This window comes from Microbacterium proteolyticum (assembly GCF_030818075.1).
Classification (GTDB): Bacteria; Actinomycetota; Actinomycetes; order Actinomycetales; family Microbacteriaceae; genus Microbacterium; species Microbacterium proteolyticum_A.
On record NZ_JAUSZZ010000001.1, the window covers coordinates 1,076,877 to 1,097,622 of the forward strand.

The window sequence follows — 20,746 nt, forward strand, 5'->3', positions numbered from 1 at the left end:
ATCCGCGCGAGGTCACGCGCCATATCGTGTGATCTCGGCGTGATCACGTGATCTCGCGGCATCCCCGCCGTCGACCGACGCGCACGATCCGGCCCGCGCCGCCCTCTCGTGCCCGCTGCCGGCTCGTGCCCGCTGGCCGCCCGCGCCCGCTTCGAGGTCACGCGATCCGGGCGAGATCATGCGCCAGATCGTGTGATCTCGGCGTGATCACGTGATCTCGCGGCATCCCCGCCCCCGACCGACGTGCGCAATCCGGCACGCGGGCGTCCGGTCAGCGGATGACGGCGGCCTTCGTCCTGACCGGCAGCATCAGCAGCAGGCCCGCCGCGAGGATCAGCACGATTCCCAGGATGCCGAGGCGCGTGTCGCCGGTCAGACCGACGAACAGCGCGAACAGGCCCGGCGCAAGAAACGACACCGCCCGGCCCGTCGTGGCGTAGAGGCCGAAGATCTCCCCCTCGCGCCCCTCGGGGGCCACTCGGGCGAGGAACGACCGGCTGGCCGACTGCACGGGGCCGACGAAGGCGCCGAGACCCAGGCCGACGATCCAGAAGCCCGCCTGCGACGTGCCGATGAACAGCATGGCCGTCCCCAGCACGATGAGGCCGGCGAGCGAGACGAGGATCACGTTCTTCGGGGCCGAAACGGTCGTCGAGGCGCCCGGCGAGCATGACGCTGACGCCCGCCACGAGGTTGGCCGCGACGGCGAAGTAGAGCACCTCGGTCGAGCTGAACCGGAACACCTGCGCGGCGATGATCGCCCCGAACGTGAAGACGCCGGCGAGCCCGTCGCGGAAGACGGCGCTGGCGACGAGGAAGAGCAGCACCTGCCGGCTGTCCCGCCAGAGCGAGCGCAGCGTCCCCCACAGCACGGCGTACGAACGGAAGAAGCCGACGCGCACCTGCCGCCGCTGCGCCGGGATCTCGGGCACGCGCAACAGCACCGGGATCGCGAACACGGCGTACCAGATCGCGGATGCCAGCACCGCCAGGCGGATGTTGAGACCACCCTCCTCGGGCACGGCGAGCACGCCCCCGGCATCCGGATCGCCGAAGCTCTGGATGAAGAGCACGAGGAGCAGCACCAGCAGCACGATGCCGCCGACGTACCCCATGCCCCAGCCGAAGCCGGAGACGCGGCCGATGTTCTCGCGCGTGGAGACCTGCGTGAGCATCGCGTAATAGTTGACGCTCGCGAACTCGAAGAACACATTGCCGACGGCCAGCAGCGTGGCTCCGAGCACCAGGTACGGCGGTGACCCCTCCACGAAGACCATCGCGGCCATGGCCAGCACGATCAGCCCGGTATTGACGCCGAGCCACAGCTTGCGTCGCCCCGTGCCGTCGGAGCGCTGGCCGAGCACGGGGGCCACGAGCGCGACGACGATGCCGGCGATCATGAGCGCGACTCCCACGACGCTGGCGTTGTCGGCCAGGGCGCGAACGAGCGCGGGGTCGTCGTCGTTGCCGTTCGCCGCCGCGACGACGGCGGGATCCACGAAGAGCGAACTCGCCAGATAGGTACTGAAGACGAAGGTCGTCACCACCGCGTTGAACGCGGCCGAACCCCAATCCCACAGCGCCCAGGCGAGCACGGGTCGGCGGGCGTGGTCGGCGGAGGGAGCGGGCCCGGGGGAAGGCATGTCGGTCACGCTAGCGTCCTTCGATGGATGCCCGGGGCACCGGGATCGCGCCGCGCCGTCTCGACGGGCGCGTTCAGGTTATCCCCATGCCCGCGCGGCGGGTCCGAGCCGACTACCGTGGTGTCATGGCATCCGAATCCCCCGTCCCCTCCGCCGAGGCGGACACCGCCCCCGAAAAGCTCACCTTCGCCGATCTGGGACTGGATGCCGCTGTGCTCAAGGCCCTCAAAGACGTCGGCTACGAGACCCCCTCCGCCATCCAGGCGGCCACCATCCCCGTGCTGCTGCAGGGGCGCGACGTCGTCGGTCTCGCCCAGACCGGAACCGGCAAGACCGCGGCCTTCGCGCTGCCGGTGCTGTCGCAGATGGAGACCGGCCACAAGAATCCGCAGGCCCTGGTGCTCGCCCCCACCCGCGAGCTCGCTCTGCAGGTGTGCGAGGCGTTCGAGAAGTACGCGGCGCACATCAAGGGCGTCTCGGTGCTGCCCGTCTACGGCGGCCAGGGCTACGGTCAGCAGCTGTCGGCGCTGCGCCGCGGAGTCGACGTGATCGTCGGAACGCCCGGTCGCATCATGGACCACCTCGACAAGGGCACGCTCGATCTCAGCGAGCTGAAGTTCCTCGTGCTCGACGAGGCCGACGAGATGCTCAAGATGGGCTTCGCCGAAGACGTCGAGACGATCCTCGCCGACACCCCCTCGACCAAACAGGTCGCGCTGTTCTCGGCGACCATGCCGGCGCAGATCCGCCGCATCTCGGCGCAGTACCTCAACGACCCCGAAGAGATCACGGTCAAGACCAAGACCACGACCTCGGCCAACATCACGCAGCGCTACCTCGTGGTGTCGTACCAGCAGAAGATCGACGCGCTCACCCGCATCCTCGAGGTCGAGAACTTCGAGGGCATGATCGTGTTCACCCGCACGAAGAACGAGACCGAGACGGTCGCCGAGAAGCTCCGCGCCCGCGGCTACACCGCGGCGGCCATCAACGGCGACATCGCCCAGGTGCAGCGCGAGCGCACGGTCAACCAGCTCAAGAGCGGCAAGCTCGACATCCTCGTCGCCACCGACGTGGCTGCGCGCGGACTCGACGTCGAGCGCATCAGCCACGTCGTGAACTACGACCTGCCGATCGACACCGAGTCGTACGTGCACCGCATCGGTCGCACGGGCCGTGCCGGGCGCACGGGGGATGCGATCAGCTTCGTCACCCCGCGCGAGCGCCGCATGCTCACCGCGATCGAGAAGGCCACGCGCCAGCCGCTGACCGAGATGTCGCTGCCGAGCGTCGACGACGTCAACGCCACGCGTCTCACCCGTTTCGACGACGCGATCACGGCCGCCCTCGAGGACACCGCGGCGATCGCGACATTCCGCGACGTCGTCGCGCACTACGTCGAGCACCACGACGTTCCCGAGGCCGACGTCGCCGCAGCGCTCGCCGTGGTCGCCCAGGGCGACACCCCGCTGCTGCTCGAGGAGGAGACGATCCGTCAGCCGCGCTTCGACCGCGATCGCGACGGCGGCTCCCGCGACGGGGGCTCGCGCGACGGCGGCTTCCGCGACGGCTCGTCGCGCGACGGCGGCGAGCGTCGCGGCGGCGGCGGTCGCTTCGCCACCTACCGCATCGCGGTGGGGCGGCGTCAGCGGGTCGAGCCCCGCCAGATCGTGGGAGCCCTCGCCAACGAGGGGGGTCTGCGCCGCAACGACTTCGGCGCGATCCAGATCCGTCAGGACTTCTCGCTCGTCGAGCTGCCCGCCGACCTGTCGAACGACACGATCAACCGCCTCGCCGACACCCGCATCTCGGGCCAGCTCATCGACCTGCGCCCCGACCAGGGCGGACGCTCCGCCAAGCGCAGTGACCGGCCGCAGCGCCGCGACCGCGACCGCGACTGAGCCTGCCCCGTCATCCACGCGCCGCGCGCTCCGGCGGTCCGAGCCGCGACGCCGGGTTTTCGGCATCCGTTCGACGCCCCCGCGCCCCGTTGAGGGTGCGGGGGCGGCGTCGTTCGCGGGGTTGGGGCGGCGTGTGTGGCCCCGGGGCGTCGTGTGTGGCCCTGGGGCCATCTGCGTGCGGTGGGGTGGGATGCGGTACTGGGTGGGTTGTGGTGGTGGGGCGGCGGGTGTGGCCCCGGGGCGTCGTGTGTGGCCCTGGGGCCATCTGCGTGCGGTGGGGTGGGATGCGGTGCCGGGCGGGTTGTGGTGGTGGGCCGGGCGGGTTGTGGTGGTGGGGCGGCGTGTGTGGCCGCGGGGCGCCGTGTGTGACCCCGGGGCCATCCGGATGCCGGCACCGCGACGCCGCGAGAGGAGCGCGCCGCGTGCCCGCCACACGGCATCCCGAAGTTGAGCCAATTCATATCAAGTCTCCTTGACGCCCGAATGGGCCTGCGCTAGCCTTGAGTCATCGCGGCTCAACCCGCGCAGCAGACTTCGCACCAACCTCGAGTCGTGGCATCCGCCCGGCTCACAAGCAAGGAGACACATATGCCCCGTGCAGTGGGAATCGACCTCGGTACGACCAACTCCGTCGTGAGCGTGCTCGAGGGTGGTGAGCCCAAGGTCATCGCCAACGCCGAGGGTTTCCGCACGACCCCCTCGGTCGTCGCCTACACCAAGGACGGCGAGGTGCTCGTCGGCGAGACCGCCAAGCGCCAGGCCGTCACCAACGTCGACCGCACCATCTCCAGCGTCAAGCGCCACATGGGCACGACCTGGACGTTCGACGTCGACGGCAAGAAGTGGACGCCGCAGGAGATCTCGGCCCGCATCCTGCAGAAGCTCAAGCGCGACGCCGAGGAGTACCTGGGCGACAGCGTGACCGACGCGGTCATCACCGTCCCCGCCTACTTCAACGACGCCGAGCGTCAGGCCACCAAAGAGGCCGGTGAGATCGCGGGCCTCAACGTCCTGCGCATCATCAACGAGCCCACCGCCGCGGCCCTCGCCTACGGCCTCGACAAGGGCAAGGAAGACGAGCTCATCCTGGTCTTCGACCTCGGTGGTGGAACGTTCGACGTCTCGCTGCTCGAGGTGGGCAAGGACGACGACTTCTCGACCATCCAGGTGCGCGCCACGGCCGGCGACAACCGCCTCGGTGGAGACGACTGGGACCAGCGGGTCGTCGAGTACCTCATCAAGCAGTTCAAGGACACCACCGGTGTCGACGTCTCGGGCGACAAGATCGCCCTGCAGCGTCTGAAGGAAGCGGCCGAGCAGGCCAAGAAGGAGCTGTCGAGCTCGACCTCGACCAGCATCAACCTGCCCTACCTGTCGCTGACCGACTCGGGCCCCGTCTCGCTCAGCGAGACCCTCACCCGCGCGAAGTTCGAGGACCTCACCAAGGACCTCCTCGACCGCACCCGCAAGCCCTTCTCCGACGTCATCCGCGAGGCCGGCGTGAAGGTCGACGACATCGCGCACGTGGTGCTCGTCGGCGGCTCGACCCGCATGCCCGCGGTCGCCGAGCTGGTCAAGAAGGAGACGGGCAAGGATGCCAACAAGGGCGTGAACCCCGACGAGGTCGTGGCCGTGGGTGCAGCCCTGCAGGCCGGTGTCCTCAAGGGCGAGCGCAAGGACGTGCTGCTCATCGACGTCACCCCCCTGAGCCTCGGCATCGAGACCAAGGGCGGCATCATGACCAAGCTCATCGAGCGCAACACGGCCATCCCCACCAAGCGCAGCGAGACCTTCACCACCGCCGACGACAACCAGCCGTCGGTCGCGATCCAGGTCTTCCAGGGCGAGCGCGAGTTCACCCGAGACAACAAGCCGCTCGGCACCTTCGAGCTCACCGGCATCGCCCCGGCTCCCCGTGGCATCCCGCAGGTCGAGGTCACCTTCGACATCGACGCGAACGGCATCGTTCACGTCTCGGCGAAGGACAAGGGCACCGGCAAGGAGCAGTCGATGACCATCACGGGCGGTTCGTCGCTGCCCAAGGAGGACATCGAGCGCATGGTGCGCGAGGCCGAGGAGAACGCGGCGGAAGACATGAAGCGCCGCGAGTCCGCCGAGACCCGCAACCAGGCCGAGACCCTGTCGTACTCGATCGAGAAGCTGATCAAGGAGAACGAGGACAAGCTGCCCGCCGAGGTCAAGAACGACGTGCAGGCCGATGTCGACGCCCTCAAGACGGCTCTCGCCGGTGACGACGACGACGCGGTCAAGACCGCGTACGACAAGCTGAACGCCAGCCAGGGCAAGCTCGGCGAGGCCATCTACGCCTCGTCGCAGGCCGCGGGTGAGCCCGCCGACCCCAACGTGGGCCAGCCCGGGAACGGCGAGACGCCGAACCCCGAGGAAGACGTCATCGACGCCGAAGTCGTCGACGACGACACCGACGAGAACAAGAAGTAAGCGATAGAACATGGCACACAAGGACGACGAACAGCCCACGGGCTCGGGCGCCGGTCCTGACGAGACGGGGCCGGAGGAGAACACCTCCGGCCCCGCGCCGTCGGGCGAGCAGTCCGAGACGCAGGCCCCGGATGCCGAGGGCCTGACCATCGACGACATCCTCGGCGCCGAGCAGACGCCCGAGGCGGCAGCGGAGGGGGCCGAATCCGACCGGGAGGCCTCGCTGCTGATCGACCTCAAGCGCCTGCAGGCCGAGTACGCCAACTACCGCCGGCGCACCGAGGAGCAGCGTCAGCGCGAGATCGAGCGGGCCAAGGGCGAGGCCGTGAAGGGCCTGCTGCCCGTCATGGACGACCTCGACCGCGCGGCCAAGCACGGCGATCTCGTCGAGGGCACCCCCCTCGCCGCGATCGGCGACAAGGTGCGCGCCGTGGCCGAGCGTCTGGGCGTGGTCTCGTACGGCGCCGTCGGCGACGTCTTCGACCCGCAGCAGCACGAGGCGATCTTCCAGGCGCCGACCCCCGGCGCGACCGAGACGACGATCCTCGAGGTCGTCGAAGTCGGCTACCGCCTCGGCTCGGTCGAACTGCGACCGGCGAAGGTCGTCGTCGCCGTGCCGGCCTAAGAGGAGGACACATGGCGAGTCAGGACTGGTTCGACAAGGACTTCTACAAGGTCCTCGGTGTCGACAAGAGCGTCAGCGCGGCCGATCTGAAGAAGACCTACCGCAAGCTCGCACGCCAGTACCACCCCGACTCGAATCCGGGTGATGCCAAGGCCGAGGCCACGTTCAAGGAGATCAGCGAGGCCTACTCGGTGCTCAACGATCCCGAGCAGCGCGAGGAGTACGACCAGATCCGGGCCATGGGTTCGGGCGCGCGCTTCTCGGCGCCGGGCGCGGGTGGTGGCGGCGGCTTCGACGACGTCTTCAGTCGTTTCGGGCAGCAGCGCGGCGGCGGAACCGCGGGCTTCGAGGACATCTTCTCGATGTTCGAGCAGCAGGGCGGGGGCTTCGGCTCGGGCCGCTTCGGTCAGACCACCGGCGGATACCGCGGCTTCGGCGGGCCCACGCGCGGGGCCGACGTCACGGCGCGCACGACGATCGACTTCGTCACCGCGGCCAAGGGCGAGACCATCACGCTGCAGGGCGAAGACGGCGTGCCGTTCAAGGTCAAGATCCCCGCGGGCGTCTCCGACGGTCAGAAGATCCGCCTGCGCGGTCGAGGTCGTCCCTCACCGGACGGCGGCGAGAGCGGCGACATCGTGGTGACCGTCGCGGTGCGTCCGCACCCGGTGTTCACGCGTGACGGGCTCAACCTCCGGGTGACGGTCCCCGTCACCTTCACTGAGGCCGCCCTCGGCGCGACCATCGAGGTGCCCACCCTCGGCGGCGACCCGGTGCGTCTCAAGGTCGCACCCGGCACGCCGTCGGGGCGCGTGCTGCGGGTCAAAGGTCGTGGCATCCAGTCGACCAAGGGCTCCGGCGATCTGCTCGCCGAGGTCCAGGTCGCGGTGCCCTCGCATCTCGACGACGCCGCCCGCGAGGCGCTCGAGCGGTTCCAAGAGCTTCAGCCGAAAGAGAACCCGCGCGCCGACCTCATGTCGAAAGCGCGATAGAAAAGCGGGAGAGCACTGCAGCGGCCGGGTGCCGGCATCCTGATCAGGATGCCGGCACCCGGCCGCCGACACCACGGAGGGAGAGACCGTGCCCGAGAGGGAGATCGACGAGGACGCACCGATCTTCGCCATCGCCGCCGCGGCGGAGTTGTCGAACATGCACCCGCAGACACTGCGGCAGTACGACCGGCTCGGTCTCGTCGTACCCGCCCGGACGCAGGGCGGTTCGCGCCGGTACTCCAGCCGCCACGTGCAGCAGCTGCGCGAGGTCGCCCGGCTGTCGGGCGAGGGCATGAGCCTGCCCGCCATCGCCCGGTTGCTGACCCTCGAGCAGCAGGTGCACGATCTCGCGCGTCGCGTGAGCGACCTGGAGCGCCAGCTCACGATCGAGCGCCAGTCTCGCCCCGGCGCTCGGGTGTTCGCGGCCGGTGCCACCGGCTCGGTGGTGACCCTCCGCCACGGCGCCCGCGTTCGCCGCGCGACCGACATCGTGGTGTGGCGTCCGCGCGATCCGCACGGCGATTGACGGCGTCCTCCCGGGTCCCGTGCTCGTCGACGCGATGCCCTCGCGGCCGAGGGCTGCTCGCCGACAGGGTCGGCCCGCGGCTCGCCATCTCGAAGGGAGCGGATGCCACGGGGCGGGGCCTTCGACGAGCGCGACCGCTGCCCGTGCGACGGGATCGCTTCCCGGCGCGGCTCAGGCCGGCTTGATCCGCAGAACAGTCGGCACTTCGCCGACCTTCAGATCGTCGACGACGCGCACCGTGCGTGCCACGGCATCCACCGCCCCCACGACGGTGCCGAAGCGCTCACGGTCGGAGCACACGGCCGTCACCGTGACGAAGTGCGAGCCGGTGTCCCACGTGTAGGTCGCGAAGGGCGGCGTGCGCGGGTCGCTCGGCAGCGGCATGGCCAGCTTCTCGCCGACCCCGAGGAAGGGATTGGGGAACGACTCGGTGTCGTCGTACTCCATCGGCATCATGGCCCGAGCGGTGCGCGCCTGCGGAGTCGCCTCTTGCAGCTGCGCCATGACGACGAGCAGTTCGGGGTCGCTCTTCCACACCCATACGAGCACACGGCCGGCGGCGCGACGCATCAGCAACGGCGCGGCCTGGCTCAGGATCCAGGCGAACGCACCGCCTCCGGGCCGTTGCGCGACTCCCACGGCGTTGTTCGCCTGGCTCAGCAGCATGCCGATCGCGGCCTTGCGGTGCCGGCGGCCGCGGAATCCGAGGGAGCCGGTGACGGGCACCCAGAGGTCGGCGGGGGCGTCGGCCTGCAGTCGGGACATGCGTCCAGCCTACGATCCGGCGCTGGGAAGAGGGATGCCGGAGTCTCGACGCGGGGCGGCGGCGGCCGTCGATCGGGGGTGTGCGCGCAGGGGGTCGCCGGTGTCGGAGGTTGGTGCAAGGCTGGACTCCGCGGCCACCCCGACCGCATCACGACCGTTCGGAGGTGCCGTGCTCGGCAAGATCCTCATCCGTTACCTCTCCCGGTATCGGTGGTTGCTCGTCGCTCTGCTGGCGTTCCAGTTCGTGGCGGCGATGGCGTCGCTCTACCTGCCCCGGCTGAACGCCGACATCATCGACCAGGGCGTCGCACGGGGCGACACCGCTTTCATCTGGTCGCAGGGTTCGCTCATGCTGGCCATCTCGCTCGGCCAGATCACGGCATCCATCATCGCGACCTACTTCGCAGCGCGTGCGGCGATGGCCGCGGGCCGCGACATCCGCCGCGACATCTTCGACAAGGTGAGCGGCTTCTCCGAGCGTGAGCTGTCCCAGTTCGGCGCCGGCTCGCTCATCACCCGCAACACCAACGACGTGCAGCAGGTGCAGATGCTGGCGATGATGGGCGCCACCATGCTGGTCAGCGCCCCTCTCTTGGCGATCGGCGGCATCGTCATGGCACTGCAGCAAGACGTGGGCCTCAGCTGGCTCATCGCCGTCTCGGTGCCCACCCTCTTGGTCGCGGCCGGCCTCATCATCGCTCGCATGGTGCCGCTCTTCCGGAGCTACCAGTCCAAGCTCGACGGCGTGAACCGTGTCATGCGCGAGCAGCTCACCGGCGTGCGCGTCGTGCGCGCATTCGTGCGCGAGCGCATCGAAGAAGAACGCTTCCGCGAGGCCAACACCGACATCATGATCGTGGGGCGCCAGGTCGGTTCGCTCTTCGTGCTCCTGTTCCCCCTCGCCATGCTGGTGCTGAACGTCACCGTCGTCGGCGTCATCTGGTTCGGCGGCATTCAGGTCGATGCGGGGAGCGTGCAGATCGGCACCCTCTTCGCCTTCATGCAGTACGTCGCGCAGATCCTCATGGGCGTGCTCATGGCGAGCTTCATGACCGTCATGATCCCCCGTGCGGCGGTTTCGGCCGAGCGCATCGGCGAGGTGCTCGACAGTCACTCCACCCTGGAGCGCCCGTCGAACCCCGTCAGCGTCTTCCCCGATCGTGGGGCCGTCGAGTTCGACGACGTCGCCTTCTCGTATCCGGGTGCCGAGTCGCCCGTGGTGTCGGGCATCAGCTTCCAGGCGCGGCCGGGTGAGACCGTCGCCATCGTCGGCTCGACGGGCGCGGGCAAGACCACGCTCGTCTCGCTCCTTCCTCGGTTGTTCGACGTGACCGCGGGCGCGGTGCGGGTCGGCGGGGTCGACGTGCGCGAGGCCGACCTCGACGTGCTGTGGAAGAGCATCGGCCTCGTTCCGCAACGACCGTTCCTGTTCAGCGGCACGGTGGCATCCAACCTCCGCTTCGGGCGCGAAGACGCCACCGACGACGAACTCTGGCGAGCGCTCGAGATCGCGCAGGGGCGCGACTTCGTCGAGGCGATGGACGGGCAGCTCGACGCCCGAATCGCCCAGGGCGGCACGAACGTCTCGGGCGGCCAACGCCAGCGTCTCGCTATCGCACGGGCCATCGTGCACCGACCGGCGGTGCTGGTGTTCGATGACTCGTTCTCGGCGCTCGACCTCAGCACCGACGCGAGGCTGCGTCAGGCGCTGTGGCAGGAGCTCCCCGAGGTGACCAAGATCGTCGTCGCGCAGCGCGTCTCGACCATCACGGGCGCCGACCGCATCGTCGTGCTCGAAGAGGGTCGGCTGGCCGGCGTCGGCACGCACGAAGAACTCCTGCAGACGAGCAGCACCTACCGGGAGATCGTCGAGTCGCAGCTGGGGGTGGAAGCGTGAGCACCACCGATGCCCTGACCGAAGAGGAGCGCGCCGAACTCGAGCTCGCCGAGCAGGCCCGACTCAACTCCGGCGACTGGGACAGCGTCGCGCCCGGGAAGGCCTCGAACTTCGGTCCGAGCTTTCGACGGCTGATCGGCCTTCTGCGCCCCTACGCCGCCGCTTTCACCTTCGTGTCGATCCTGGGGGCCGTCGGCGTCGTGCTGGCGGTCCTCGCCCCGCGGGTGCTCGGAGACGCGACGAACATCATCTTCGAGGGCGTGGTTTCGAAGGGGCTGGCCGAACAGTTCCCGGCCGGCACATCGCAGACCGAGGTCGTCGAGGCCCTCCGCGCGGCAGGCCAGGGCGACATCGCCAACATCGTCGGCGCGATGAACGACTTCTCGGTCGGCGCCGGCATCGACTTCGACGCCCTGCGCCTGGTGGTGGTGGCGGTCCTGGCGATCTACGTCGGGTCGTCCCTGCTGTCGTGGATCCAGGGCTACGTCATCAACGTGATCATGGTCCGCACGATGTGGCGCCTGCGCGAGGACGTCGAGGCGAAGATCAACCGCCTGCCGCTGTCGTACTTCGACAAGGTGCAACGCGGCGAGCTGATCTCCCGCGTCACCAACGACATCGACAACATCACCCAGACGATGCAGCAGTCGCTCTCGAGCGCCCTGACGTCGGTGCTCACCGTGGTGGGCGTGCTCATCATGATGTTCACCATCTCGTGGCAGCTCGCCCTCGTCGCCCTCGTCTCGCTGCCGCTGATGGCTGTGATCTTCGGTGTCATCGGGCCCAAGTCGCAGAAGGCCTTCGGCGAGCAGTGGAAGAAGGTCGGCCGCCTCAACGCGCGCGTGGAGGAGTCCTTCTCGGGCCACGCCCTGGTCAAGGTCTACGGCCGCGAGAAAGACGGCCGCGACAAGTTCGAGGTCGAGAACGAAGAGCTCTTCCAGGCGAGCTTCCGGGCGCAGTTCCTCTCCGGCATGATCATGCCCGGCATGATGTTCGTCGGGAACCTCACCTACGTCGGCATCGCCGTGCTCGGCGGACTCATGGTGGCCGGCGGGCAGCTCCGGCTCGGCGACGTGCAGGCGTTCATCCAGTACTCCCAGCAGTTCACCCAGCCCCTGTCGCAGCTCGGCGGCATGGCGGCCGTGGTGCAGTCGGGCACCGCATCGGCCGAACGCGTCTTCGCGCTGCTCGACGCCGACGAGCAGGACCCGGATGCCGCGGATGCTCCGACCGACGTCGACGGGCGCGGAGTGATCGAGTTCGAGAACGTCCGCTTCTCCTATACGCCCGAGCGCCCGCTCATCACCGACCTGTCCTTCCGCGTCGAGCCCGGACAGACCGTCGCGATCGTCGGCCCCACCGGTGCCGGCAAGACGACGCTGGTCAACCTGATCATGCGGTTCTACGAGCTCGACGGGGGACGCATCCTGCTCGACGGTCAGAACATCGCCGACCTGCGGCGCGACGACGTGCGTTCACGCACCGGCATGGTGCTGCAGGACCCCTGGCTGTTCGCGGGAACGATCCGCGACAACATCCGATACGGCCGCGAGTCGGCGACGGATGCCGAGATCGTCGAGGCCGCCGTGGCCACGCGCGTCGATCAATTCGTGCACTTTCTCCCCGAGGGCTACGACACCGTACTCGACGAAGACGCCGCCAACGTCTCGGCCGGGGAGCGCCAGCTCATCACCATCGCGCGTGCGTTCGTCGCCCGCCCGTCGGTGCTCATCCTCGACGAGGCGACGTCGTCCGTCGACACGCGCACCGAGCTGCTGCTGCAGCAGGCGATGGCGGCGCTTCGCGAGGGGCGCACCTCGTTCGTGATCGCGCACCGTCTGTCGACCATTCGTGACGCCGACCTCATCCTCGTGATGGAGCACGGCGACATCGTCGAGAAGGGGTCGCACGACGAGCTCATCGCCGCAGGGGGCGCTTACTACCGTCTCTACCGGGCGCAGTTCGAGCAGGCGGCGAGCGACCTCGACGCCGTCGACTCGCCGCCTGGCTCGGCTCCAACCAGGGACGCGGCCGCCGACGACCCCGAGGTTGTCTCGGCCTTCGCGGCCGCAGCATCCGAGGTCACCGCACCCGCCGGCACCGACGGACCTCCGCGTCCCGCGCAGGGGGTGCCACCGGCCGGTGCGGCGATCAGCGATCGCGGCTGAGGCGCATCGTCTGCGGGTATCGCCGTCGTTCCGTGCGGCGCTCAGCGAGCGGGACCGAGGCGCGCTGCTCCGCGCCGGGGCGCCGGAGGCCGGTGCGTCGCGCAGCGAGCGGGGCCGAGGCGCGTTGGTTCGCGCCGGGGCGCCGGGAAAGGTGCGGCGGTGAGCGAGCGGGGCCGAGGCGCGTTGCTCCGCGCCGGGGCGCCGGGGCCGGTGCGGCGGTCAGCGAGCGGGTGGCCGTGCCTCCTCCCGGGGGGCATGTCGGCCCTCCTCGAGGAGCCGAGGCTGCCCCACCTGTGGATGTCTCCCGGGCTCGCCGAACCCGCTCGGGTACAGTGAGGACGCGCATGAACAGCACCGCGCGACTCGCCCGCCGCTCAGATAGGCCTCACCCCTCGTGACCACTCCTGCGACGCCCGCCGACCATTCCGCGCCCGCCGCCGAGCCGTCCGCCTCGTCCCTCGCCGATACGCCGCTGCGCATCCTCATCGGCGCCGACACCTTCCTTCCGCACGTCAACGGCGCCGCGCGCTTCGCCGAGCGCCTCGCCGCCGGGCTCATCGCGCGCGGGCATGACGTGCACGTGGCCGCCCCCAGCATCGGTCACAAGAACGCCGGCACCGCCCTCGAGACGATCGAGGGCCAGCCGATGATGATGCACCGGCTGCCCGCCTTCCGCTTCCTGCCGCACGACTGGATCACCTACGTGCTGCCGTGGCGGTCGAAGCATTACGCCCGCAAGCTGCTCGACGAGGTCAAGCCCGATGTCGTGCATATCCAGTCCCACATCATCATCGGCCGCGGTCTCGCGCGCGAAGCCCGCAAGCGCGGCATCCCCGTCGTCGCGACCAACCACGTCATGGCCGAGAACATCCTCGACTTCACGACCCTCCCTGATTTTCTCGACCGCATCTTCGTGAAGCTCGCGTGGGCCGACGCAGAGCGCACGTTCAAGATGGTGCGGGCCGTCACCACGCCCACCCGGCGCGCCGCCGATTTCCTCGAGTCCACGATCGACATCAGCGGGGTCGTGCCCATCTCGTGCGGAATCGACCGCTCGAACTACCGCCCCGACCTCACCCCGCGCGACGCGAACCGCATCCTGTTCGTCGGGCGCCTCACGACCGAGAAGCACATCGACGTCGTGCTGAAGGCCCTCGCGCAGCTCGACCCGGCCCTCGACGCCCGCTTCGACATCGTGGGCGGCGGCGACCAGCGCGCGAAGCTCGAGGCGCTGGCCGGGCAGCTCGGCGTCGCCGACCGCGTCACGTTCCACGGCCACGCGACCGACGACGACCTGCGCGACCTGTACTCCCGTGCCAGTGTCTTCGCGATCGCCTCGATCGCCGAGCTGCAGTCCATCGCGACGATGGAGGCGATGGCATCCGGCCTCCCGATCGTCGCCGCGAACGCCGTGGCGCTGCCGCATCTCGTCCACGACGGCGAGAACGGCTATCTCTTCGAGCCCGGCAACGACGAGGAGCTCGCCGCGCGTCTGACCGACGTGTTGACCGCCGCCCCCGACGAGCGTCGACGCATGCAGCAGGCCTCGCTCGACGCCGTCGCCGTACACGACATCACCCGTACCCTGAACACGTTCGAAGCCCTGTATCGGGGTCGGCCTCTGCCGGAGTGATCACGTGCACGTGGTGATGTTCGCCGATCAGCACCTCGAGTCGCTCGGCGGCGCGCAGGTGTCGATGCGACTTCAGAAGCGGTTCCTCGAACGGGCGGGGCACGTGGTCACGGTGGTCGCGCCCCGGCTGCACCGCGACGCACCTGAAGACCCCGCCTACCTCGACCTCCCCTCGCTCGCCATCACCCCCGATCGCGAGTACGCCCTCTCCTGGCCCGGTGCCCGCACCGACCGGTTCGTGGATGCCGAGATGGCCACGCGCCTGCCCGCTGACGTCGTGCACGTGCAGGGTGACTTCTGGGGCGCCTTCGTCGGGCACCGGTACGCGGCTCGGCACGGCCTGCCCGTCGTTCACACGATGCACAACCGGGTCGATGTCGGCATCCAGGCGACGGCGCCGTTTCCCGGTCTGGTGCTCCGCGTGCTCAACGCGTGGGCCCGACGCGCGTTGCGCGACGCCGCGCGGTCGCGGGGCGGGTCTCGGGATGCCGCGGGGGCGACGCACGATGCTCGCACTGGCGCATCTTCCTCGCAGGAATCCTCCATCGCACTGCGAGCATCGCGCGCTTCTGCGAGAGCCCGAGCCGGCCACGTGCCCGCCGCACCCCCCGGCCGCAGCAGGTCGGACGGCTGGGCCTACTTGCGACGCCTCGCGGCCCTCTCCCGCGCCGTCACGGCGCCCTCGTCTCACTTCGCGCGCCGCCTCGAGCAGCACGGAGTCTCGCCCGCCGTCGACGTGATCTGGAACGGCATCGACGACGACGTGCTCGATGGCGTCCTCGCCGCGGGGCGGTCCGCGCGCAGACCCGGACCGCCGCGCTTCGTGTGGCTCGGACGCATGAGCCCCGAGAAGCGACTGATGCCGTTCTTGGGGGCCGTGGCGGAGTCGGGTATCGCGGCCGAGGTCGAGATCATCGGCGGGGGCGGCCAGCTCCGGGCAGCTCAGCGATTCGTCGAGCGCCACGCGTCCGCGGCATCCGTGACCTTCGCCGGTCGGCTGCCCTACGCCGAGACCCTTCGTCGGATCGCCGACGCCGACGCCGTGGTGCAGACCTCCATCGGCTTCGAGACGCAGGGCATGACGGTGTTCGAGGCCGCCTCGCTCGGCACCCCCGCCGTCGTCAGCGATCCCGATATCGCCGCCGAGCTGGGCTCGGGGATCTGGGCGGTGGCGGATGCCACGGTGCCCGCGCTCGCAGAGACGCTGCGTCGCGCGGCATCCGACATCACCGCCGGCGCGGCCGTCGCACCCGACCCGACCATCGCCGAGCGTTTCCGGCAGTCGTCGCGAACGGCCGCGATGATCGAGGTCTACGAACGCGTCGCCGCCGCCGGACGCTGAGGGCGCGCCGGCGGCGGCAGCGGTTCAGTCGGCGGTGACGATCCGCAGCGGCGCCGTCATCGGAGCCGCCGACGGTGCGCCCAGGTTCAGCGTCGGGCGCGCTGCCTCCGCGGCGGGCGCTGCGCCGACGGTTGCTGCGCGCGACGGTGCCGACCGGTCCTCGACGGAGGCCACTCGGGCCGGATCGGTGGGGATCCGACTGTACCCGTCGGTGCGGATGAGCCACACCGTCCCGACGATGCCGGCGAGGGACAGGATGCCAAGAGCGATGAAGTAAGCCATGGCAGGAAAACTACGGGTAGAGGAATGGTGCCCGCGAGTGGCATGATGGACACCAGTCAACAGATTCCTGCCACACCGGAGGTCCGCATGCGCTCGGTCGCCGTCGTCATCCAGCCGGGGTTCGCCCCGTTCGAGTTCGGTCTCGCGTGCGAGGCGTTCGGCCTCGATCGCAGCGACGACGGCATCCCGAACTTCGACTTCCGTATCGTCGCGCCCGACCCCGGCGTCGTCCCCTCGAACATCGGCTTCTCGGTCAACGTCGAGCACGGTCTGGACGCGGCGGCCGATGTCGACATCCTGGTGCTCGCACCCATTCCCCGCTCGTCGTGGGGATCCGTCGACCCGCGTGTGACCGACCTCGTCCGCGCGGCGCACGCGCGTGGTGCCTGGCTGCTCAGCGTGTGCAGTGGGTCGTTCGTGATCGCGGCATCCGGAGTCCTCAACGGCAAGCGGGGCACCACGCACTGGCGCTACGCCGACGTCATGGCGCGGATGTATCCCGAGATCGAGGTCGATCCCGACGTGCTCTATGTGCAGTCGGGCAACATCATCACGAGCGCGGGCACGGCGGCGGGTCTCGACGCCTGCCTTCACCTGTTGCGTCAGGAGCTCGGTTCCGAACTCACCAACCGCATCGCCCGCCGCATGGTCGTGGCCCCGCAGCGCGATGGGGGGCAGGCGCAATTCATCGCCTCGCCCATCCCGATCGACTCCTCGCTCTCGCTCGCTCCGGTCACCGAATGGATGCTGCAGAACCTGGATGCCGAGCTCTCGGTCGAGCGGCTCGCGGCGCGCGCCCACATGTCGCCGCGCACCTTCGCCCGCCGTTTCAAGGCCGACCTCGGGGCCACGCCCGCAGCCTGGCTCGCGCGACAGCGGCTGCTGCACGCCCAGCGCCTTCTTGAGGAGACGGATCTCGGCCTCGACCGCATCGCGTCGGAGTGCGGCTTCGGATCCGCGGCGGTGCTGCGGCAGAACTTCGCCCGCGTGATGGGCCTGACCCCGACGGCGTACCGCGCCCGGTTCTCGTGCACGGGGCCGGCGGAGGTGGCATCCGTCGCTCCCGTCGTCACCGCGGTCGAGCCGGTGCCCGCCTGACGGGGACTTCGGCCGCGGCCGGCGGTGACCGCGGCGGCGCCCGCTTGACCCGGACGCTGGCCCCGCCCGCGCGGCCCGGGCCGGCGCGCTGCGTCGGCCCGCCGGTCTGCTGCGCCGGCCCGGCCGGTCCGCTGCGTCGGTGGTGCGCGGAGTCGGCGGTGCGCTGCGCTGCGGAGGCGGTGCGATGACTCGGCGGCGCGCCGAGATCACGTGATCGGGTCGAGGCGACACGGCGGGAGGTGTGAACTCGGCCAGAACGTGTGATTTCGGCGTTCGGGCAGCCGTCGCCGCCACGGCGGCGGCGCATGGGGTCCGCGACGAGGCCTGATGCTCCGGCATGGTGGGGCCCCGAGAGCACGCGATCGGGCCGAGATCACGGGGTTGGGCGGGTGGATTCAGCCAGAACACGTGATCTCGTCCCTTGCGGCCTCGCACTGAACGCGGCGACCCGGCGGGAACACCGCGCCGCAGCAACGCCTCGGTCCGCGCCCGCAGCTTCGCGCTGCAGCAATGCCTCGGCCCGCGCCCGCGGCGTCCCGCCGCCGCTTCGCGCTGCACGGTCCCGCTGCGGCTTCGCGCTGCAGCGTCCCGTCGCGGCTTCGCGCCGCGGGTTCCGGTCGCAGCGTCGCGCCGCAGGGTCCCGCCGCCGCGTACCGCCGCCGCGTACAGCCGCCGTGTCCCGCCGCAACTTCGCACCGCGGCTTCGTACCGCCCCAGCTTCGCACCGCGGCTTCGCCCCGCCTCGCGCGCCCAACGCCAGCCGCCGCGGCACAGCTCCTCCGCGGTGGCGTCGAGCCCCCGGCATCCATTGCCTTCCCTGCCGCGCCGAGGTAAACTTGAGTCAACGCCGCTCAAGTTTTGAGCACAAAGCGAAGAGACTTCCAGGAGAACGCATGAACGCCACACAACAGCCGGGACAGGAGGACGCGCGGAGCGCCCTCGAGCAGTTCGGCATCAACCTCACCGACCGGGCCCGTCAGGGCAAGCTCGACCCCGTGATCGGGCGTGACGGAGAGATCCGCCGCGTCAGCCAGGTGCTCACCCGCCGCACCAAGAACAACCCCGTGCTCATCGGCGAGCCCGGCGTCGGCAAGACCGCCGTCGTCGAGGGCCTCGCCCAGCGCATCGTCGCGGGCGATGTCGCCGAGAGCCTCAAGAACAAAGAGCTCGTGTCGCTCGACATCTCGGCGCTCGTCGCCGGTGCCATGTACCGCGGCCAGTTCGAGGAGCGCCTCAAGAGCGTTCTGAAGGAGATCACCGAGTCCGACGGACGCGTCATCACGTTCATCGACGAACTCCACGTGCTGATGGGCGCGGGCGGCGGCGAGGGCTCGGTCGCGGCATCCAACATGCTCAAGCCCATGCTCGCCCGCGGCGAGCTGCGCCTCATCGGCGCGACCACGCTCGACGAGTACCGCGAGTTCATCGAGAAGGATGCCGCGCTCGAGCGCCGCTTCCAGCAGGTCTACGTCGGTGAGCCTTCCGTCGAAGACACCGTCGCCATCCTCCGCGGCCTCAAGGAGCGGTACGAAGCGCACCACAAGGTCGCCATCGCCGACGCGGCGCTGGTGGCCGCGGCATCCCTGTCCAACCGGTACATCCCCGCGCGTCAGCTGCCCGACAAGGCCATCGACCTGATCGACGAGGCCGCGTCGCGCCTGCGCATGGAGATCGACTCCGCGCCCCTCGAGATCGACGAGCTGCGGCGGCACGTCGACCGGCTCAAGCTCGAAGAGCTGGCGCTGAAGAAGGAGAAGGACGACGCGTCGAAGGAGCGCCTCGCCGCGCTCCGCGAGACCCTCGCGGCCGAACAGGCCAAGCTCGACGAACTGCAGGCCCGGTGGGAGCGGGAGCGCGCGTCGCTCAACCGCGTCGGTGACCTGAAGACCCGGCTCGATGCCGCTCGCGTGGATGCCGAGCGGGCCCAGCGCGAGGGCAACCTCGAGCGCGCCTCGCGGCTGCTCTATGCCGAAATCCCGGCGCTCGAACGCGAACTCATGACGGCCGAGCGCGAAGAGCCGGCCGGGGACCGCATGGTCAACGACCAGGTGACCGATGAGGACATCGCCGCGGTCATCGCCGCCTGGACCGGCATCCCGGTCGGACGCTTGCTGCAGGGCGAGACCGAGAAGCTGCTGCACCTCGAGCGCGAGCTCGGCAAGCGGCTGATCGGACAGAAGGATGCCGTGAAAGCGGTGTCGGATGCCGTCCGCCGCTCGCGCGCGGGCATCAGCGACCCGAACCGCCCGGTCGGCTCCTTCCTCTTCCTCGGCCCCACGGGTGTCGGCAAGACCGAGCTGGCGAAGTCGCTCGCGGACTTCCTCTTCGACGACGAGCACGCCATGGTGCGCATCGACATGTCGGAGTACGGCGAGAAGCACTCGGTCTCGCGGCTGGTCGGTGCCCCTCCGGGCTACATCGGCTACGAGGCCGGTGGCCAGCTCACCGAGGCCGTGCGCCGGCGCCCGTACAGCGTCGTCCTGCTCGACGAGGTCGAGAAGGCGCACCCCGAGGTGTTCGATGTGCTGCTGCAGGTCATGGACGACGGGCGACTGACCGACGGCCAGGGCCGCACGGTCGACTTCACGAACGTCATCCTGATCCTGACCTCGAACCTCGGATCGCCGATCCTCATCGACCCGACGCTGTCGATGGATGCCAAACGCGAGCAGGTGCAGGCCCTCGTGCGCCAGGCCTTCAAGCCGGAGTTCGTGAACCGTCTCGATGACATCGTGATTTTCCAGGCCCTCAGCCAGGACGACCTCGCTCAAATCGTCGAGCTCGCGGTCGACGCCCTGCACAAGCGCGGCTGCGCGAGCGCCGGCTGACGCTCGCGGTCACCCCCGACGCCCGCTCGTGGCTGTCCGAGCGCGGCTACGACCCGGTGTACGGCGCCCGACCGCTGCGCCGACTCATCCAGTCGGAGATCCAGGACCGCCTCGCCATGGCGATCCTCGCCGGAACGGTGCGCGACGGCGACGTCGTGCGGGTGGACGTGGCCAGCGACGGCGACTCGCTCATGCTCGTGAGCACGGGCCCGGCGGCGGCAGAGCCGGACGACGACGTGATCGAGGCGGAGATCGTCGAGTAAGCCCGGTCGAGAGGGGGATGCCGAGCGGTGGGCGTGGCATCCCCCTTTCTGTGTGCGCGGTTTCGGCGCCAGCGCTCTCTGTGCGCGCGGGTTTCGGCGCCAGCGCTCTCGGTTTGCGCGGGGTCGGTGCCAGCGCTCCGGGGTGGAGCTGCGATGTCCCGCATGAGCGGCCCCTTCGGGCGAACACCGCGGCGTGACCGCCGTCGACGCTGCGATCCGCGGTGCCCGGTCGCATAAACACGATCGGTGCGCGGAAACACGGTGTGCGCGTGTTTCCGCGCACCGATCGTGTTTATGCGTGACGCTGGGGCCGCCGCTTCGAC

At 70.0% G+C, this 20,746-nt stretch carries 12 protein-coding genes and 2 pseudogenes; 11 read left to right on the forward strand and 3 right to left on the reverse strand.

The genetic code is table 11. The annotated features are described in order from the left end of the window. Positions 1-271: 271 nt before the first annotated feature. Positions 272-1,643 (reverse strand): annotated as a pseudogene (locus tag QE392_RS04950) (MFS transporter). A gap of 125 nt (positions 1,644-1,768) precedes the next feature. Between QE392_RS04950 and QE392_RS04955 the strand changes: the two are divergent. The 5 genes from QE392_RS04955 to QE392_RS04975 all read left to right on the forward strand — a co-directional run bounded on the left by QE392_RS04955 (position 1,769) and on the right by QE392_RS04975 (position 8,147). Continuing rightward, on the forward strand, positions 1,769-3,544 hold the full coding sequence (locus QE392_RS04955) for a DEAD/DEAH box helicase (RefSeq protein ID WP_307448795.1): 1,776 nt from the start codon (positions 1,769-1,771) through the stop codon (positions 3,542-3,544). Between the two features lie 588 nt (positions 3,545-4,132). Beyond that, positions 4,133-6,004, forward strand: coding sequence for a molecular chaperone DnaK (gene dnaK, locus QE392_RS04960; protein ID WP_307448801.1), 1,872 nt, complete (start codon positions 4,133-4,135; stop codon positions 6,002-6,004). A 10-nt stretch (positions 6,005-6,014) separates the two neighbouring features. Next, positions 6,015-6,629 (forward strand): nucleotide exchange factor GrpE, encoded by a 615-nt coding sequence (locus tag QE392_RS04965; protein ID WP_307448805.1) that lies wholly within the window; start codon positions 6,015-6,017, stop codon positions 6,627-6,629. A gap of 11 nt (positions 6,630-6,640) precedes the next feature. Then, a complete protein-coding gene (locus QE392_RS04970; RefSeq protein WP_307448810.1) occupies positions 6,641-7,621 on the forward strand; it encodes a DnaJ C-terminal domain-containing protein in 981 nt (326 codons plus the stop codon). Between the two features lie 88 nt (positions 7,622-7,709). Further along, on the forward strand, positions 7,710-8,147 hold the full coding sequence (locus QE392_RS04975) for a heat shock protein transcriptional repressor HspR (RefSeq protein WP_307448813.1): 438 nt from the start codon (positions 7,710-7,712) through the stop codon (positions 8,145-8,147). A gap of 171 nt (positions 8,148-8,318) precedes the next feature. On the opposite strand, the gene QE392_RS04980 is transcribed toward QE392_RS04975, so the two are convergent. Further along, positions 8,319-8,912 carry a hypothetical protein gene (locus QE392_RS04980; RefSeq protein ID WP_307448816.1) on the reverse strand — a complete coding sequence of 198 codons (594 nt, stop codon included), beginning with the start codon at positions 8,910-8,912 and terminating at the stop codon, positions 8,319-8,321. A 169-nt stretch (positions 8,913-9,081) separates the two neighbouring features. On the opposite strand from QE392_RS04980, the gene QE392_RS04985 reads away from it, so the two are divergent. From QE392_RS04985 to QE392_RS05000, 4 genes are all read left to right on the forward strand, one after another. Continuing rightward, entirely contained in the window at positions 9,082-10,809 is a 1,728-nt protein-coding gene (locus tag QE392_RS04985) for an ABC transporter ATP-binding protein (protein ID WP_307448819.1), read from the forward strand. Beyond that, entirely contained in the window at positions 10,806-12,977 is a 2,172-nt protein-coding gene (locus QE392_RS04990) for an ABC transporter ATP-binding protein (protein WP_307448823.1), read from the forward strand. The genes QE392_RS04985 and QE392_RS04990 overlap by 4 nt, the downstream gene beginning before the upstream one ends. A 394-nt stretch (positions 12,978-13,371) precedes the next feature. Beyond that, entirely contained in the window at positions 13,372-14,610 is a 1,239-nt protein-coding gene (locus QE392_RS04995; protein ID WP_307448826.1) for a glycosyltransferase, read from the forward strand. A 4-nt stretch (positions 14,611-14,614) separates the two neighbouring features. Then, on the forward strand, positions 14,615-15,952 hold the full coding sequence (locus tag QE392_RS05000; RefSeq protein ID WP_307448829.1) for a glycosyltransferase: 1,338 nt from the start codon (positions 14,615-14,617) through the stop codon (positions 15,950-15,952). A gap of 24 nt (positions 15,953-15,976) precedes the next feature. Here QE392_RS05000 and QE392_RS05005 read toward each other — a convergent pair whose 3' ends face one another. Then, complete coding sequence (locus QE392_RS05005) at positions 15,977-16,234, reverse strand: hypothetical protein (protein ID WP_307448832.1); 258 nt, start codon at positions 16,232-16,234, stop codon at positions 15,977-15,979. Between the two features lie 87 nt (positions 16,235-16,321). On the opposite strand from QE392_RS05005, the gene QE392_RS05010 reads away from it, so the two are divergent. Together QE392_RS05010 and QE392_RS05015 are read left to right on the forward strand one after the other, a co-directional pair. Then, entirely contained in the window at positions 16,322-17,332 is a 1,011-nt protein-coding gene (locus QE392_RS05010; RefSeq protein ID WP_307448833.1) for a GlxA family transcriptional regulator, read from the forward strand. An 893-nt stretch (positions 17,333-18,225) separates the two neighbouring features. Then, positions 18,226-20,423, forward strand: a pseudogene (locus QE392_RS05015) (ATP-dependent Clp protease ATP-binding subunit). The last annotated feature ends 323 nt before the right edge of the window (positions 20,424-20,746 follow it).